Origin of the sequence: Citrobacter sp. CK194, from assembly GCF_030333395.1 — a bacterium.
Taxonomy (GTDB): domain Bacteria; phylum Pseudomonadota; class Gammaproteobacteria; order Enterobacterales; family Enterobacteriaceae; genus Citrobacter_B; species Citrobacter_B koseri.
The window spans coordinates 67,874-84,690 of sequence record NZ_JAOWGA010000015.1; the positions used below are offsets into that span (position 1 = coordinate 67,874).

15 protein-coding genes are annotated in these 16,817 nt (G+C 55.7%); 12 read left to right on the forward strand and 3 right to left on the reverse strand.

The genetic code is table 11. From position 1 onward, the window contains the following. Positions 1-77 precede the first annotated feature (77 nt). From yrfG to pckA, 4 genes are all read left to right on the forward strand, one after another. Positions 78-746, forward strand: coding sequence for a GMP/IMP nucleotidase (gene yrfG, locus OGX80_RS05840; RefSeq protein WP_012135508.1), 669 nt, complete (start codon positions 78-80; stop codon positions 744-746). Positions 747-756: 10 nt separating this feature from the next. Further along, positions 757-1,158 (forward strand): ribosome-associated heat shock protein Hsp15, encoded by a 402-nt coding sequence (gene hslR, locus OGX80_RS05845; protein ID WP_012135509.1) that lies wholly within the window; start codon positions 757-759, stop codon positions 1,156-1,158. Between the two features lie 24 nt (positions 1,159-1,182). Continuing rightward, entirely contained in the window at positions 1,183-2,061 is an 879-nt protein-coding gene (gene hslO, locus OGX80_RS05850; RefSeq protein ID WP_024131015.1) for an Hsp33 family molecular chaperone HslO, read from the forward strand. Positions 2,062-2,478: 417 nt separating this feature from the next. Then, a complete protein-coding gene (gene pckA, locus OGX80_RS05855; protein WP_058668195.1) occupies positions 2,479-4,098 on the forward strand; it encodes a phosphoenolpyruvate carboxykinase (ATP) in 1,620 nt (539 codons plus the stop codon). 288 nt (positions 4,099-4,386) lie between these two features. Here pckA and envZ read toward each other — a convergent pair whose 3' ends face one another. Together envZ and ompR are read right to left on the reverse strand one after the other, a co-directional pair. Then, complete coding sequence (envZ, locus tag OGX80_RS05860; protein ID WP_012135512.1) at positions 4,387-5,739, reverse strand: two-component system sensor histidine kinase EnvZ; 1,353 nt, start codon at positions 5,737-5,739, stop codon at positions 4,387-4,389. Beyond that, positions 5,736-6,455 (reverse strand): osmolarity response regulator transcription factor OmpR, encoded by a 720-nt coding sequence (ompR, locus tag OGX80_RS05865; protein WP_001157751.1) that lies wholly within the window; start codon positions 6,453-6,455, stop codon positions 5,736-5,738. Before ompR ends, envZ begins: the two co-directional genes overlap by 4 nt. A gap of 226 nt (positions 6,456-6,681) precedes the next feature. Here ompR and greB point away from each other — a divergent pair, with 226 nt between their 5' ends. The 5 genes from greB (at position 6,682) to feoC (ending at position 12,821) form a co-directional block, all read left to right on the forward strand. Next, a complete protein-coding gene (greB, locus tag OGX80_RS05870; protein ID WP_012135514.1) occupies positions 6,682-7,155 on the forward strand; it encodes a transcription elongation factor GreB in 474 nt (157 codons plus the stop codon). Positions 7,156-7,252: 97 nt separating this feature from the next. Then, entirely contained in the window at positions 7,253-9,583 is a 2,331-nt protein-coding gene (locus tag OGX80_RS05875; protein ID WP_012135515.1) for a Tex family protein, read from the forward strand. 425 nt (positions 9,584-10,008) lie between these two features. Next, entirely contained in the window at positions 10,009-10,236 is a 228-nt protein-coding gene (feoA, locus tag OGX80_RS05880; RefSeq protein ID WP_012135516.1) for a ferrous iron transporter A, read from the forward strand. A gap of 18 nt (positions 10,237-10,254) precedes the next feature. Further along, positions 10,255-12,573, forward strand: a complete 2,319-nt coding sequence (feoB, locus tag OGX80_RS05885; protein WP_115181033.1) for a Fe(2+) transporter permease subunit FeoB — start codon at positions 10,255-10,257, stop codon at positions 12,571-12,573. 11 nt (positions 12,574-12,584) lie between these two features. Then, positions 12,585-12,821 carry a [Fe-S]-dependent transcriptional repressor FeoC gene (gene feoC / locus OGX80_RS05890; protein ID WP_012135518.1) on the forward strand — a complete coding sequence of 79 codons (237 nt, stop codon included), beginning with the start codon at positions 12,585-12,587 and terminating at the stop codon, positions 12,819-12,821. 83 nt (positions 12,822-12,904) lie between these two features. Here the strand turns inward: feoC and bioH are convergent, their stop codons facing one another. Further along, on the reverse strand, positions 12,905-13,675 hold the full coding sequence (gene bioH, locus OGX80_RS05895) for a pimeloyl-ACP methyl ester esterase BioH (protein ID WP_114848061.1): 771 nt from the start codon (positions 13,673-13,675) through the stop codon (positions 12,905-12,907). A 37-nt stretch (positions 13,676-13,712) separates the two neighbouring features. Here bioH and gntX point away from each other — a divergent pair, with 37 nt between their 5' ends. The 3 genes from gntX (at position 13,713) to gntT (ending at position 16,778) form a co-directional block, all read left to right on the forward strand. Then, positions 13,713-14,396 (forward strand): DNA utilization protein GntX, encoded by a 684-nt coding sequence (gene gntX, locus OGX80_RS05900; protein ID WP_024131016.1) that lies wholly within the window; start codon positions 13,713-13,715, stop codon positions 14,394-14,396. A 58-nt stretch (positions 14,397-14,454) separates the two neighbouring features. Beyond that, positions 14,455-15,030, forward strand: coding sequence for a Fe-S biogenesis protein NfuA (gene nfuA, locus OGX80_RS05905; protein WP_012135521.1), 576 nt, complete (start codon positions 14,455-14,457; stop codon positions 15,028-15,030). A gap of 431 nt (positions 15,031-15,461) precedes the next feature. Continuing rightward, positions 15,462-16,778 carry a gluconate transporter gene (gene gntT / locus OGX80_RS05910; RefSeq protein WP_012135522.1) on the forward strand — a complete coding sequence of 439 codons (1,317 nt, stop codon included), beginning with the start codon at positions 15,462-15,464 and terminating at the stop codon, positions 16,776-16,778. Positions 16,779-16,817: the final 39 nt, after the last annotated feature.

Genomic DNA, 16,817 nt, shown 5'->3' on the forward strand with positions numbered 1-16,817 from the left:
TCACGGTATGCTACCCTGTAGCGCATATCCGGCAAAAGCCGCCAGGATTTGGCGGCAATCTCATCTGGAGAATTCCCATGCATATTGATATTGCCTGGCAGGACGTCGATACCGTTTTGCTGGACATGGACGGCACGCTGCTCGATCTGGCATTCGATAACTATTTCTGGCAGAAACTGGTGCCGGAAACCTATGGCGCACAGCAGGGAATCACTGCACAGGAAGCCCAGGACTATATTCGCCAGCAGTATCATGCCGTGCAGCATACGCTAAACTGGTACTGTCTTGATTACTGGAGCGAGCGGCTGGGTCTGGACATTTGCGCTATGACGACGGCACAGGGGCCGCGCGCCGTGCTGCGCGAAGATACCGTGCCGTTTCTGGATGCGTTAAAAGCCCGCGGTAAACGCCGCATTCTGCTGACCAACGCGCACCCGCATAACCTGGCGGTGAAGCTGGAACATACCGGTCTGGCATCACACCTTGATTTATTACTTTCCACCCACACATTTGGTTATCCCAAAGAGGATCAGCGGTTATGGCACGCAGTGGCTGAAGAAACGGGAATAAGCGCAGAGAAAACGCTGTTTATCGACGACAGCGAACCGATTCTCGACGCCGCCGCCCAATTCGGCATTCGTTACTGCCTCGGCGTGACCAATCCCGACTCCGGCATTGCGGAAAAGCAGTATGCACGCCATCCGTCGTTGAATGATTACCGCCGACTGATCCCCTCACTGATGTGAAGGAGACGCCATGAAAGAAAAGCCCTCTGTTGAGGTCCGACTGGATAAATGGCTGTGGGCCGCACGCTTTTATAAAACCCGTGCATTGGCCCGCGAAATGGTTGAAGGCGGTAAGGTGCACTATAACGGGCAGCGCAGCAAGCCGGGCAAGATTGTCGAGCTGAATGCGACGCTGACCCTGCGCCAGGGCAACGACGAGCGGACGGTAGTCATTAAAGGCATTACCGAGCAGCGCCGTCCGGCGAGCGAAGCCGTTACGCTGTATGAAGAAACAGCGGAGAGCGTGGAAAAACGCGAAAAAATGGCGCAGGCACGCAAACTTAACGCATTAACCATGCCGCACCCGGACAGGCGACCGGATAAAAAAGAGCGCCGCGACCTGTTACGATTTAAACACGGCGACAGTGAGTGACTGTCACCCGCAAGAGAGATGATTATGCCGCAACATGACCAATTACATCGTTATCTGTTTGAAAACTTTGCCGTGCGCGGCGAACTGGTGACCGTATCGGAAACCCTGCAACAGATCCTCGAAAACCACGCCTATCCGCAGCCGGTCAAAACCGTGCTGGCCGAGCTGCTGGTCGCCACCAGCCTGCTGACCGCCACGCTGAAATTTGCCGGTGACATTACCGTGCAGCTACAGGGCGACGGCCCGCTGAGCCTGGCGGTGATCAACGGCAATAACAACCAGCAGATGCGCGGCGTCGCTCGCGTACAGGGCGAAGTGCCGGAAAACGCGGATCTGAAAACGCTGGTGGGCAACGGCTATCTGGTGATCACCATTACGCCGGAAGAAGGCGAGCGTTATCAGGGCGTGGTCGGTCTGGAAGGCGACACGCTGGCGGCGTGCCTGGAAGATTACTTCCTGCGTTCCGAACAGTTGCCGACACGCCTGTTCATCCGCACTGGCGAGGTGGAAGGCAAACCGGCGGCGGGCGGAATGCTGCTACAGGTAATGCCCGCGCAGAACGCGCAGGCAGACGACTTCGATCACCTGGCGACGCTGACCGGAACCATCAAAACCGAAGAGTTGCTGACCCTTCCGGCTAACGATGTGTTGTGGCGTTTGTACCATGAAGAAGAGGTCACGCTCTACGACCCGCAGGACGTTGAGTTCAAGTGTACCTGTTCTCGCGAACGCTGTGCGGGCGCGCTGAAAACGCTGCCGGATGAAGAAGTGGACAGCATCCTGGCGGAAGAAGGCGAGATCGATATGCACTGCGATTACTGCGGCAGCCACTATCTGTTCAACGCGATGGACATTGCGGAAATCCGCAACAACGCCTCCCCTGCCGACCCGCAGGTGCATTAATCACCGGTAAAAGGCCTGATGGCGAATCGCTCATCAGGCTTACTCATTTACAGGTCGGATAAGACGCATCCGCGTCGTCATCCGGCCTGCTCCGCAAAATTCCGCACTTTTTGTTCATTTTTTCCTTCGTGGTGAATCGATATTTTATATGTAAGGGTTTCGTAAATTTCTTACATGAATGCGATTACACTCACAACATTCCCGCAGAATACACTCATTTTTAACGTTTTAAGAACATTTTCCACAACAAAAAAGGGTTCTCTGCCATAATAAGCGCCGCTTCGTGACAGGAGTCACAGCGTTTTCGGTCAATCGTGATTTTGTCCAGATACGTAAATCTATGAGCCTCGTCGCGGTTAACAAACCCTAAAAAACCCTACAATTTCAGGTAATACATATTGGCTAAGGAGTAGTGACATGCGCGTTAACAGCTTAACCCCGCAAGATCTCAAGGCTTATGGTATCAATGACGTTCAGGATATCGTTTACAACCCCAGCTACGACCTGCTGTACCAGGAGGAACTCGATCCTACTCTGGAAGGTTACGAGCGCGGCGTATTAACGAATCTGGGTGCCGTTGCCGTTGATACTGGTATCTTTACCGGACGTTCGCCGAAGGATAAATACATTGTCCGTGACGACACCACGCGTGACACGCTCTGGTGGTCCGACAAAGGCAAAGGCAAGAACGACAACAAACCGCTGTCCCAGGAAACCTGGCAGCACCTGAAAGGGCTGGTAACTCAGCAACTCTCCGGCAAACGCCTGTTCATCGTTGACGCCTTCTGCGGCGCTAACGCGGATACCCGTCTCTCCGTTCGCTTCATCACGGAAGTCGCCTGGCAGGCGCATTTTGTCAAAAACATGTTCATCCGTCCTACGGACGAAGAACTGGTGGATTTCAAACCAGACTTTATCGTGATGAACGGCGCGAAATGCACCAACCCGCAGTGGAAGGAACAGGGGCTGAACTCTGAAAACTTCGTGGCCTTCAACCTGACTGAACGCATTCAGTTAATTGGCGGCACCTGGTACGGCGGCGAAATGAAAAAAGGGATGTTCTCCGTCATGAACTACCTGCTGCCGCTGAAAGGCATTGCTTCCATGCACTGCTCCGCCAACGTGGGCGAGAAAGGCGACGTCGCGGTCTTCTTCGGGCTTTCCGGCACCGGGAAAACCACCCTCTCCACCGACCCGAAACGCCGTCTGATCGGCGATGACGAACACGGCTGGGATGACGACGGCGTGTTTAACTTTGAAGGCGGCTGCTACGCGAAAACCATCAAGCTGTCTAAAGAAGCCGAACCGGAAATCTACAACGCTATCCGTCGCGATGCGCTGCTGGAAAACGTCACCGTTCGCGAAGATGGCTCCATTGATTTCGACGATGGTTCCAAAACCGAGAACACCCGCGTCTCCTACCCGATTTATCACATCGATAACATCGTTAAGCCGGTATCAAAAGCGGGCCATGCAACCAAAGTCATCTTCCTGACTGCCGACGCTTTCGGCGTGCTGCCGCCGGTTTCTCGCCTGACGGCTGACCAGACGCAGTACCACTTCCTGTCTGGCTTTACCGCTAAACTGGCCGGTACTGAGCGCGGCGTTACCGAACCGACGCCAACCTTCTCTGCCTGCTTCGGCGCGGCGTTCCTGTCGCTGCACCCGACGCAGTACGCTGAAGTGCTGGTAAAACGCATGCAGGCATCTGGCGCACAGGCGTATCTGGTAAACACCGGCTGGAACGGCACGGGCAAACGTATTTCCATCAAAGATACGCGCGCGATTATCGACGCCATCCTGAACGGCTCTCTGGATAATGCGGAAACCTTTAATCTGCCGATGTTTGACCTGGCGATCCCGACCGAGCTGCCGGGCGTAGAGACACGTATTCTTGACCCGCGTAACACCTACGCGTCACCGGAACAGTGGCAGGAAAAAGCCACCGCGCTGGCGAAACTGTTTGTCGAGAATTTCGAGAAATACACCGATACCCCAGCCGGTGAAGCGCTGGTCAGCGCCGGGCCGAAGCTGTAAAAAAACACGCCGGATGGCGGCTGCGCCTTATCCGGCCTACAGAGCACACGCTGTTGTAGGCCCGGTAAGCGTAGCGCCACCGGGCGCAATGCCGGATGGCGGCTGCGCCTTATCCGGCCTACGAAGCACACGTTATTGTAGGCCCGGTAAGCGTAGCGCCACCGGGCGCAATGCCGGATGGCGGCTGCGCCTTATCCGGCCTACGGAGCACACGCTGTTGTAGGCCCGGTAAGCGTAGCGCCACCGGGCGCTGAGAAACGAAAAGGGAGGCATTTCGCCTCCCTTTTCTTATGCGTCTTTCGTCGAACCCGGTACGCGAGCGACCGGAATCGGCAGCCAGGCGCGAATAGAAAGCCCACCGCGCTCGCTGGAGCCAATCTCCAGCATACCGTTATGGTTATCCACAATACGCTGCACAATCGCCAGACCCAACCCGGTGCCGCTGGTGCTGCGCGCGCTGTCGCCACGCACAAACGGCTGGAACAGGTGCTTACGCTGTTCCGGCTTAATGCCCGGCCCATCGTCTTCAACCTGGAACCAGGCGCGATGCGGTTCCGTACCGCTGCTGACCTTGATCCAGCCATTGCCATAACGGGCGGCGTTGACCACCATATTGGCGATCGCGCGTTTAATCGACAACGGATGCATTTTCACCTGAATACTGCCCGGTTGCAGCGCGGTATCAATTTCCCGCTCGTAGCCGCTTTCCGCCGCAATAACCTCACCCAACACGGCATTCAGATCGGCCATCTCCATCGGCATTTCCTGACCGGTACGCAGGTAATCGATGAATTGTTCGATAATGGCGTTGCACTCTTCGATGTCCTTATTAATGGACTCCGCGAGATAGCCGTCCTCTTCACCCATCATTTCGGTAGCCAGGCGGATACGCGTCAACGGTGTGCGCAAATCGTGGCTCACCCCCGCCATCAGCAAGGTACGGTCATCAGCCAGTTGCTTCACGCCTGCTGCCATATGGTTGAAGGCGCGGGTCACAGAGCGCACCTCCGACGCGCCATACTCGCGCAGCGGCGGCGGAATCATGCCTTTCCCCACCTGCAACGCGGCATGTTCAAGATCGACCAGCGGTCGGTTCTGGATACGAATAAACAACCATGCGCCGCCTATCGCCAGCAGCATAATCGCCAGCGTATAGCGGAACAGCGGGGAGAAATCGCCCTGATGGATTTCCGTCAGCGGCACGCGCACCCAGATATTGGGCGACAGCCAGGTTTTCAGCCAGACCACCGGCGAGCTTTTGTTGACCTCAACGCGTACTTCCGTCGGGCCGCCCAGCTGCTGCGCCATCTGATGGCTTAAGAATTCATAGTGTTGCGCCCAACGCAGCCCGGCCTCTTCGGCAGCCTCGTTGGAATAGAGAGAAATTCCCAGCTCACGATAGATTTCCCGGCGGAACGCAGGCGGCACCACCAGTTGCGTGCCGTCCTCCAGTTGCAGCTTGTCGGTCATCAGCATACGAACTTCGTAGGCCAGAACCTTATTAAACTGCTGGAGGCTCGGCAGAATCGCAAAGTTCAGCACCACCAGATAAGTCGTCACCAGGCTGACGAACAGCAAGGTGACGATGAGCAGTAGCGTGCGGGCAAATGAACTTCGCGGTGAGAAGCGCATTCGCCTCATGCTTTAGAACCGTCCGGTACAAAGACGTAGCCCAGGCCCCAGACGGTCTGAATGTAACGTGGATGCGCCGGATCTTCTTCCACCATGCGGCGCAGACGGGAGATCTGCACATCGATGGAGCGTTCCATCGCAGAGTATTCACGACCGCGCGCCAGGTTCATCAGCTTATCGCGGGAGAGCGGTTCGCGCGGGTGGCTGACCAGCGCTTTCAGTACCGCAAATTCACCGCTGGTGAGCGGCATCGGTTCGTCTTCGCGGAACATTTCGCGGGTGCCGAGGTTCAGCTTGAACTTACCGAAGGCGATTACCGCTTCTTCCTGCGAAGGCGCGCCCGGCAGTTCGTTCGCCTGACGGCGCAGCACAGCGCGAATACGCGCCAGCAGTTCACGCGGGTTGAACGGCTTCGGAATGTAGTCGTCAGCACCGATCTCCAGACCCACAATGCGGTCCACTTCTTCGCCCTTCGCCGTCACCATGATGATCGGCATAGGGTTGCTCTGGCTGCGCAGACGGCGGCAAATTGACAGGCCATCTTCGCCAGGCAGCATGAGGTCCAGTACCATAAGGTGGAAGGACTCACGGGTCAGCAGACGATCCATTTGCTCGGCGTTTGCCACGCTTCGAACCTGGAAGCCCTGCTCGGTCAGATAACGTTCCAGTAGCGCGCGCAGGCGCATATCGTCATCCACCACCAGAATCTTATAATTCTCTTGCATTGTTTTACTCCCAAAGGTTCGCAACAATTGAATGTGTGTATTCTTAAAAAAGCTTACGTTCGTCACCAGCGAATTCTGGTATAAATTCCAGGCTAAATTGTTACAAAGCATATTTAACAGCAGCTTAAGTATACAATTAATCTTGCGACACATTATTTATTCTGCTGCGGCGATCACGTAATACGTATTGTGCGCATCGCCAAATAGTCAAAGGTAAATCAACGAGATGAAAACGCCCCTGATTACCCGGGAAGGGTACGAAAAACTCAAACACGAGCTGAATTATCTCTGGCGGGAAGAGCGCCCGGAAGTCACCAAAAAAGTGACCTGGGCTGCGAGTCTTGGGGACCGCAGCGAAAATGCTGACTATCAGTATAATAAAAAGCGCCTGCGTGAGATCGACCGTCGTGTTCGTTATCTGACCAAATGCATGGAAAACCTGAAAATCGTCGATTATTCCCCGCAGCAGGAAGGCAAAGTGTTCTTCGGCGCGTGGGTGGAGATCGAAAACGATGAGGGCGATATCCGCCGCTTTCGCATCGTCGGCTACGATGAAATTTTCGGTCGTAAGGATTACATCTCCATCGACTCGCCTATGGCGCGGGCGTTGCTGAAAAAAGAAGTGGGCGATCTCGCGGTAGTACACACGCCCGCCGGAGAGGCCAGCTGGTACGTTAATGAGATCGAGTACGTAAAATAGCGCCGGAACAATCCGAAGCCCCCGCTGATGACTGGCAATTTTGCCAGTCAATCCGTATAACTATCCCCTGATTTTTTACTCAGATGAAACTAAATCCATGATGAATGATTCTTTCTGCCGCATTATCGCAGGTGAAATTCAGGCACGCGCCGAACAGGTAGACGCTGCCGTTCGCCTGCTTGACGAAGGGAACACCGTGCCGTTTATCGCACGTTATCGTAAGGAGATCACCGGCGGGCTGGATGACACGCAGTTGCGTAATCTGGAGACCCGTCTGGGATATCTGCGTGAACTGGAAGACAGACGTCAGGCCATTCTCAAGTCCATTTCCGAGCAAGGCAAGCTGACCGATGAGCTGGCTAACGCCATCAACGGCACGTTAAGTAAGACCGAACTCGAAGACCTCTACCTGCCCTACAAACCCAAGCGTCGCACGCGCGGGCAAATCGCCATCGAAGCCGGACTTGAACCGCTGGCCGACCTGCTGTGGACAGACCCGTCCCACACCCCGGAAACGGAAGCGGCAAAATATATCGACGCTGACAACGGCGTGGCGGACGCCAAAGCGGCCCTTGATGGCGCGCGCTATATCCTGATGGAGCGTTTTGCCGAAGACGCGGCGCTGCTGGCGAAAGTGCGCGATTATCTGTGGAAGAACGCCCACCTGGTCGCGACCGTCGTGAGCGGCAAAGAGGAGGAAGGGGCGAAATTCCGTGATTATTTCGATCATCACGAACCGATCGCCACCGTCCCTTCACACCGTGCGCTGGCGATGTTCCGTGGCCGCAACGAAGGCGTGCTGCAACTGTCGCTTAATGCCGACCCGCAATTCGATGAGCCGCCCAAAGAGAGCCACTGCGAGCAGATCATCCAGGATCACCTCGGCCTGCGTCTGAACAACGCCCCGGCGGATAGCTGGCGCAAAGGCGTGGTGAGCTGGACATGGCGTATCAAAGTCCTGATGCATCTCGAAACCGAACTGATGGGCACCGTGCGTGAACGCGCGGAAGATGAAGCCATTAACGTCTTTGCCCGCAACCTCCACGATCTGCTGATGGCGGCGCCTGCTGGCCTGCGCGCGACTATGGGTCTCGATCCGGGTCTGCGTACCGGCGTGAAGGTTGCCGTAGTGGACGGCACCGGTAAACTGGTCGCCACCGACACCATTTATCCACATACCGGTCAGGCGGCTAAAGCTGCGGTGGCGGTTGCCGCGCTGTGCGAAAAACACAACGTTGAGCTGGTGGCGATTGGTAACGGCACGGCATCGCGCGAAACCGAGCGCTTCTTCCTCGACGTGCAGAAACAGTTCCCGAAAGTGACGGCGCAGAAAGTGATCGTCAGCGAAGCCGGAGCATCGGTGTATTCCGCTTCCGAGCTGGCGGCGCTGGAGTTCCCGGATCTGGACGTTTCGCTGCGCGGCGCGGTCTCTATCGCCCGTCGTCTGCAAGACCCGCTGGCGGAGCTGGTGAAAATCGATCCGAAATCCATCGGCGTCGGCCAGTATCAGCACGACGTCAGCCAGACCCAGCTTGCCCGTAAGCTGGATGCCGTTGTGGAAGACTGCGTAAACGCCGTCGGCGTCGATCTCAATACCGCGTCCGTACCGTTGCTGACCCGCGTGGCAGGCTTAACGCGCATGATGGCGCAGAATATCGTCGCCTGGCGTGATGAAAACGGTCAGTTCCAGAACCGCCAGCAGTTGCTGAAAGTGAGCCGTCTGGGGCCGAAAGCCTTTGAACAGTGCGCGGGCTTCCTGCGCATCAACCACGGCGATAACCCGCTGGATGCCTCTACCGTTCACCCGGAAGCCTACCCGGTGGTCGAGCGTATTCTTGCCGCCACCCAACAGGCGCTGAAAGCGCTGATGGGCAACAGCAGCGAGCTACGCAATTTGAAAGCGGTGGATTTCACCGACGACAAATTCGGCGTGCCAACCGTTACCGACATCATCAAAGAGCTGGAAAAACCGGGCCGCGACCCGCGTCCAGAGTTCAAAACCGCACAGTTTGCTGATGGCGTAGAAACCATGAACGATCTGCAACCGGGCATGATTCTGGAAGGCGCCGTAACCAACGTCACCAACTTTGGCGCGTTTGTGGATATCGGCGTACATCAGGACGGTCTGGTGCACATCTCTTCCCTGTCGAATAAGTTCGTCGAAGACCCACACACCGTGGTGAAAGCGGGCGACATCGTGAAGGTGAAAGTGCTGGAGGTTGACCTGCAACGTAAGCGCATCGCGCTGACCATGCGTCTGGACGAGCAGCCGGGTGAAACCAACGCCCGTCGCGGCGGCGGCAACGATCGCGCTCAGGGCAACCGCCCGGCGGCAAAAGCGGCGAAGCCGCGTGGTCGTGACGCGCAGCCTGCGGGCAACAGCGCCATGATGGACGCGCTGGCGGCCGCAATGGGTAAAAAACGCTAATCAAGCCTTATGCTTGTAGGCCGGATGAGGTATCTATACCGCCATCCGGCCGTTATATTTGAAATTAACAATTAAATCTTACGAATTAAATTGCTTAATTCATTACCCGCCTGTTGCCAGCACTGGTAATTATCAATTCATTAACAGATGAAACCTTAATTAAACATTAGCAACGCTGAATAATGTTTAAATCAACACGTTCTTTTTAAGACGAATAAATGTTGAGCCATGTCAAAACTGACTCAATTTATTATCCATTTCTACATTCCGTCACATTTTAATCATTGATGATAAAAACCATTCTCATTATCATTGTCTTGTTGATTATTTAATCTTTCTTTCGTTGGCTAATCATCTGGTCTTATGCCGCCTTCTGAGCGCGCATGAGGTATACGTCCAGTTAGCGAGAAACAAGTAGGCCCCCTATGCAATTCATTCCAGACACGGCGTGGAAAATTACCGGCTTTTCCCATGAAATCAGCCCGGCATATCGTCAGAAACTGCTTTCACTCGGCATGTTGCCAGGTTCTTCATTTAACGTAGTGCGTGTCGCCCCATTAGGCGATCCTATTCATATCGAAACTCGCCGCGTGAGCCTGGTATTACGTAAGAAAGATCTGGCGTTATTAGAAGTGGAAGCGGTTTCCTGTTAATTCGGTGAGTCTATAAAAATGAAAAAATTAACCATTGGTTTAATTGGTAATCCAAATTCCGGCAAGACAACATTATTTAACCAGCTCACCGGCGCGCGTCAGCGTGTGGGGAACTGGGCGGGTGTTACCGTTGAACGCAAAGAAGGTCAGTTCGCAACAACCGACCATCAGGTCACGCTGGTCGATTTACCCGGCACCTATTCACTGACCACCATTTCGTCACAAACTTCCCTCGATGAACAAATCGCCTGCCATTACATTCTGAGCGGCGACGCAGACCTGCTGATCAACGTGGTGGATGCCTCTAACCTTGAGCGCAACCTCTACCTGACGCTGCAACTGCTTGAGCTGGGCATTCCCTGCATTGTGGCGCTCAACATGCTCGACATCGCGGAGAAACAGCAGGTTCGCATTGATATCGACGCGCTGTCCGCACGCCTTGGTTGCCCGGTTGTGCCGTTGGTTTCCACACGCGGCCGTGGGATTGAAGCCCTGAAACTGGCTATCGATCGCTATAAAGAAAACGAAAACGTTGAGCTGGCACATTATGCCCGGCCGTTGCTGCGCGAGGCCGAATCGCTGGCCGACGTCATGGCAGCGGATATGCCAGCGCAACAGCGCCGCTGGCTGGGCTTGCAGATGCTGGAAGGCGATATCTACAGCCGCGTTTACGCCGGTAATGCCGCGCAAAACCTTGAGGCGTCGCTCACTCGCCTGAGCAAAGAGATGGATGACCCGGCGCTGCACATCGCCGATGCGCGTTATCAGTGCATCGCCGCGATTTGCGACGTGGTCAGCAACACCCTGACGGCGGAACCCAGCCGTTTCACCGCAGCGGTAGATAAGGTCATCCTGAACCGTTTCCTCGGGTTGCCGATTTTCCTGTTCGTCATGTACCTGATGTTCCTGCTCGCCATTAACATTGGCGGCGCGCTGCAACCGCTGTTCGACGTGGGTTCCGTGGCGCTCTTTATTCACGGCATTCAGTGGATCGGCTACACGCTGCACTTCCCGGACTGGCTCACCATTTTCCTCGCGCAGGGGCTGGGCGGCGGTATCAATACCGTTCTGCCGCTGGTGCCGCAGATCGGCATGATGTACCTGTTCCTCTCTTTCCTGGAGGACTCCGGCTACATGGCGCGTGCGGCGTTCGTTATGGACCGTCTGATGCAGGCGCTGGGGTTGCCGGGTAAATCGTTCGTGCCGCTGATTGTCGGCTTTGGCTGTAACGTCCCGTCCGTGATGGGCGCCCGTACCCTGGACGCGCCGCGTGAACGTCTGATGACCATTATGATGGCGCCGTTTATGTCCTGCGGCGCACGTCTGGCGATTTTCGCCGTGTTTGCCGCCGCGTTCTTTGGGCAAAACGGCGCGCTGGCGGTTTTCTCGCTGTATGTGCTGGGTATCGTGATGGCGGTACTGACCGGCCTGATGCTTAAACACACGATTATGCGCGGCGAAGCCTCTCCGTTCGTGATGGAACTGCCGGTCTACCATGTGCCGCACATCAAAAGCCTGGTGATCCAGACCTGGCAACGCCTGAAAGGCTTTGTGCTGCGTGCCGGTAAGGTCATCATCATCGTCAGTATTTTCCTCAGCGCATTTAACAGCTTCTCCCTGAGCGGAAAAATCGTCGATAACATCAACGACTCTGCGCTCGCGTCCATCAGCCGCGTGATTACGCCTGTCTTTAAACCGATTGGCGTTCATGAAGATAACTGGCAGGCGACCGTTGGCCTGTTCACCGGCGCAATGGCGAAAGAGGTGGTGGTGGGGACGCTGAACACCCTCTATACCGCTGAAAATATTCAGGAAGAAGAGTTTAACCCGGCTGACTTCCATCTCGGCGACGAGCTGCTGGGCGCGGTCGATGAAACCTGGCAAAGCCTGAAAGACACCTTCAGCCTTAGCGTACTGGCTAACCCAATCGAAGCCAGCAAAGGCGACGGTGAAATGGCGACCGGGGCGATGGGCGTGATGGACGCGAAGTTTGGCAGCGCCGCTGCCGCATACAGCTATCTGATTTTCGTTCTGCTGTATGTACCGTGCATCTCGGTGATGGGGGCTATCGCGCGTGAGTCCAGCCGCGGCTGGATGAGCTTCTCGATTCTGTGGGGGCTGAATATCGCCTACTCGCTGTCTACCCTGTTCTATCAGGTTGCAAGCTTTAGCCAGCATCCGACCTATAGCCTGGTCTGCATTCTGGCGGTCATCCTGTTTAACATTGTGGTGCTGGGGCTGTTACGGCGCGCCCGCAGCCGGGTGGATATCGAACTGCTGGCAACGCGTAAAACGGCCAGCGCCTGCTGCGCAAGCCCTGCCGGCAACTGTCACTAAGGTTGAGAACAATGGCGTCACTTATTCAGGTTCGTGATTTACTGGCTTTGCAGGGGCGTATGGAGGCAATGCAGATTAGCCGCACGCTGCATACGCCGCAGCCGATGATCGACGCGATGCTGAATCAGCTGGAGAATATGGGCAGGGCCGTGCGGATTCAGGAAGATCCCGACGGCTGCCTGTCCGGTAGCTGCAAAAGCTGCCCGGAAGGAAAAGCCTGTCTCCGGGAGTGGTGGACGTTGCGTTAACGTTCTGCCGGATGGCGAACGGCAGCTAACCTGTAGGCCGGATAAGGCGTTTACGCCGCTATCCGGCACTGCATAGACAATAATTATATCTTCTGCTTTAACGCCATCAACGCCTGACAAAATTCGCCGGGATGCGAAATAAACGGCGCATGGGCGGCCTTTGCAAACACCTGCGATTCACTCTCCGGCCATGCGGCATCCAGCATCGGCACGACTTTGCGCGGCACCAGACCATCCAGATAACCATACAGACGCAGGAACGGCATGGTCAGCGATTTAAGCGGCTCGCGCAGGTCGGCCGTTTTCAATATCTCCAGCCCACCGTTCAGTACCGCAACCTCCGGCATCGGCAACGCCAGCACGGCACTTTTCAGCGTGCGGGCATCCTGACGCGCGGTTTCAGTGCCTAACGTTTGCAGCGCCAGAAAACGCTCCACCGTACGCTGGAAATCTTCGCTGAGCTGCTGTTGAAATCCCGCCAGGATATCCGGCTTAATACCCGGCCACGCTTCGCGAGCGCTGAAACAGGGCGATGACGCGACGGTCACCAGCGCCTGAACGCGTTCAGGATGGATTAACGCCACCTGGCTCGCCACCAGTCCTCCCAGACTCCAGCCAAGCCAGACGGCTTTATCAGGCGCCTGTTTCAGCACATGCTCCGCCATCTGCTCCAGCGACATCGAGCCAAAACCCTGGCTGCGGCCAAATCCGGGTAAATCGACAAGATGCAGCGTGAAATGCGCGCTGAGTTCCTCACGAATGCAATTCCACACTTCCGCATTCAGTCCCCATCCGTGCAGCAGCACAAGATGGCAATTTCCCTGACCTTCAGTCTGCCACCAGATGTCATTCATCAGTTACTGTTCTCTTTTGGCTAACAAGGATGAACATATGCTAACAGTACCGGGATTATGCTGGCTATGCCGAATGCCGCTGGCGTTGAGTCACTGGGGGATTTGTTCGGTTTGCACGAGAGCGGCGCGTCGCCGCGTCAGCCTGTGCCCGCAGTGTGGGTTGCCCGCTGCGCACGCCGCCATTCCCTGCGGGCGTTGTCTGCAAAAACCCCCGCCGTGGCAGCGTCTGGTGACGGTCAGCGACTACGTACCGCCGCTGAGTTTACTTATCCACCAGCTAAAATTCTCTCGCCGCAGCGACGTCGCCGCCGCCCTTTCACGCCTGCTGTTGCTGGAAGTCTTACACGCGCACCGCGCATCGACGCTTCCGCTACCGGATCGCTTAGTCAGCGTGCCGCTCTGGCAGCGCCGTCACTGGCGCAGGGGATTTAACCAAAGCGATCTGCTGTGTCGCCCCCTGGCGCGCTGGCTGGGCTGCGGCTGGGACAGCCGAAGCGTCACGCGCCTTCGTGCCACCGCCACTCAGCACCATCTCAGCGCCCGATTGCGCAAACATAACCTGAAAAATGCGTTTCGCCTTGAATTGCCGGTACAGGGACTCCATATGGTCATTGTGGATGATGTCGTCACTACCGGAAGTACCGTCGCGGAGATCGCGCAGCTGCTTTTGCGCAACGGCGCGGCGACTGTCCAGGTATGGTGCCTGTGTCGAACCTTGTAGAGCCTCGATGATGGGCGTATTATAACCAAGTAAAATAGTCAACTATTAGGCCATTACTATGATCCATATTTCCGATGCTGCACAAGCGCACTTTGCCAAACTGCTGGCAAATCAGGAAGAAGGGACACAAATCCGCGTATTTGTGATCAATCCCGGTACGCCTAACGCTGAATGCGGCGTTTCTTATTGTCCGCCGGACGCCGTGGAAGCAAGCGACACTGCCCTGAAATTTGACCTTCTGACCGCTTATGTTGATGAACTGAGCGCGCCGTATCTGGAAGATGCCGAGATCGATTTCGTCACCGATCAGCTGGGTTCTCAGCTGACGCTGAAAGCGCCAAACGCAAAAATGCGTAAGGTTGCTGATGATGCGCCGCTGATGGAACGTGTGGAGTACATGCTGCAATCGCAGATCAACCCGCAGCTTGCCGGTCACGGCGGTCGCGTCTCTCTGATGGAGATCACCGACGAAGGCTACGCCATTTTGCAGTTTGGCGGCGGCTGTAACGGTTGCTCGATGGTCGATGTGACCCTGAAAGAAGGGATCGAGAAGCAGCTGCTGAATGAATTCCCTGAGCTGAAAGGCGTTCGCGATCTGACCGAACACCAGCGCGGCGAGCACTCTTACTACTAAGATTCTGCCCGGTGGCGCGTCGCTTACCGGGCCTACAATGCATATCCCGTAGGCCGGATAAGGCGTTTACGCCGCCATCCGGCGTTTTGCCCGGTGGCGCATCGCTTACCGGGCCTGCAATGCATATCCCGTAGGCCGGATAAGGCGTTTACGCCGACATCCGGCGTGATGATATCTTCCGCTTTTCCCCTCCGATAACATGACCTGCCTCTCATAATTTAAATTTTGCCTGCCAGGGTGATTCTCAATCGCTATATGTTACCCGTATCATTCATATGGGCACCAAACATCCCCATAACAGCCGACTAAACCAGATAGTGTTAAAGTCAATCAGTGTTGGTGCCGTTACGCTTCTGTTCCCGGTTGGGACAAGCGGAATTTTTCGTCGACACACCGACGTTACCCATAACAAATGAAAGGCCAGGTAAATCATGCCATTAGTCATCGTCGCTATCGGTGTAATTTTGTTATTACTCCTGATGATCCGCTTCAAAATGAACGGTTTCATCGCTCTCGTCCTGGTGGCACTTGCTGTTGGATTGATGCAAGGAATGCCGCTGGATAAAGTCATTGGCTCTATTAAAGCTGGTGTTGGTGGTACTCTTGGTAGCCTCGCCCTGATTATGGGTTTCGGCGCCATGCTGGGCAAAATGCTGGCAGACTGCGGCGGCGCACAGCGCATCGCGACCACGCTGATTGCCAAATTTGGTAAAAAACACATCCAGTGGGCAGTGGTATTAACCGGTTTCACGGTAGGTTTCGCACTGTTCTATGAAGTGGGCTTCGTGCTGATGCTGCCGCTGGTATTCACCATCGCAGCGGCGGCCAGCATTCCTTTGCTGTATGTCGGCGTACCGATGGCGGCAGCGCTGTCCGTTACCCACGGCTTCCTGCCTCCGCACCCGGGCCCGACCGCCATCGCCACGATCTTCCACGCCGATATGGGTAAAACCCTGCTGTTCGGTACAATTCTGGCTATCCCGACCGTAATTCTCGCAGGCCCGGTATTTGCCCGCTTCCTGAAAGGCATCGATAAGCCGATCCCGGAAGGTCTGTACAGCGCAAAAAACTTTACTGAAGAAGAGATGCCTGGCTTTGGCGTCAGCGTCTGGACTTCTCTGGTGCCGGTTATTTTAATGGCCATGCGCGCCGTTGCAGAAATGGTGCTGCCAAAAGGTCATGCCTTCCTGCCGGTTGCTGAGTTCTTTGGCGACCCGGTAATGGCAACGCTGATTGCGGTACTGATTGCGATGTTTACGTTCGGTCTGAACCGTGGCCGCTCAATGGATCAGATTAACGACACGCTGGGTTCCTCAATCAAAATCATCGCGATGATGCTGCTGATCATCGGCGGCGGCGGCGCATTCAAGCAGGTACTGGTTGATAGCGGCGTAGACAAATACATCGCGTCCATGATGAACGAAACCAACGTTTCTCCGCTGTTCATGGCGTGGTCCATCGCAGCCGTACTGCGTATCGCGCTCGGTTCTGCCACCGTGGCTGCGATTACCGCGGGTGGTATCGTGGCGCCGCTGATTGCAACGACGGGCGTAAGCCCTGAGCTGATGGTTATCGCCGTCGGTTCCGGTAGCGTCATTTTCTCTCACGTAAACGATCCAGGCTTCTGGCTGTTCAAAGAATATTTCAACCTGACCATCGGCGAAACCATCAAGTCCTGGTCAATGCTGGAAACCATTATCTCCGTCTGCGGCCTGATTGGGTGTCTGCTGCTGGGAATGGTGGTGTAACCGAGACGGCCTGTAGGCCGGATAAGGCAAAGCCGCCAT

Coding starts and splice junctions, on each gene's coding strand:
- hslR (WP_012135509.1), top strand. CDS start 757: ATGAAAGAAAAGCCCTCTGTTGAGGTCCGACTGGATAAATGGCTGTGG.
- hslO (WP_024131015.1), top strand. CDS start 1,183: ATGCCGCAACATGACCAATTACATCGTTATCTGTTTGAAAACTTTGCC.
- envZ (WP_012135512.1), bottom strand. CDS start 5,739: ATGAGGCGAATGCGCTTCTCACCGCGAAGTTCATTTGCCCGCACGCTA.
- nfuA (WP_012135521.1), top strand. CDS start 14,455: ATGATCCATATTTCCGATGCTGCACAAGCGCACTTTGCCAAACTGCTG.
- feoA (WP_012135516.1), top strand. CDS start 10,009: ATGCAATTCATTCCAGACACGGCGTGGAAAATTACCGGCTTTTCCCAT.
- gntX (WP_024131016.1), top strand. CDS start 13,713: ATGCTAACAGTACCGGGATTATGCTGGCTATGCCGAATGCCGCTGGCG.
- feoB (WP_115181033.1), top strand. CDS start 10,255: ATGAAAAAATTAACCATTGGTTTAATTGGTAATCCAAATTCCGGCAAG.
- feoC (WP_012135518.1), top strand. CDS start 12,585: ATGGCGTCACTTATTCAGGTTCGTGATTTACTGGCTTTGCAGGGGCGT.
- greB (WP_012135514.1), top strand. CDS start 6,682: ATGAAAACGCCCCTGATTACCCGGGAAGGGTACGAAAAACTCAAACAC.
- ompR (WP_001157751.1), bottom strand. CDS start 6,455: ATGCAAGAGAATTATAAGATTCTGGTGGTGGATGACGATATGCGCCTG.
- pckA (WP_058668195.1), top strand. CDS start 2,479: ATGCGCGTTAACAGCTTAACCCCGCAAGATCTCAAGGCTTATGGTATC.
- bioH (WP_114848061.1), bottom strand. CDS start 13,675: ATGAATGACATCTGGTGGCAGACTGAAGGTCAGGGAAATTGCCATCTT.
- OGX80_RS05875 (WP_012135515.1), top strand. CDS start 7,253: ATGATGAATGATTCTTTCTGCCGCATTATCGCAGGTGAAATTCAGGCA.
- gntT (WP_012135522.1), top strand. CDS start 15,462: ATGCCATTAGTCATCGTCGCTATCGGTGTAATTTTGTTATTACTCCTG.
- yrfG (WP_012135508.1), top strand. CDS start 78: ATGCATATTGATATTGCCTGGCAGGACGTCGATACCGTTTTGCTGGAC.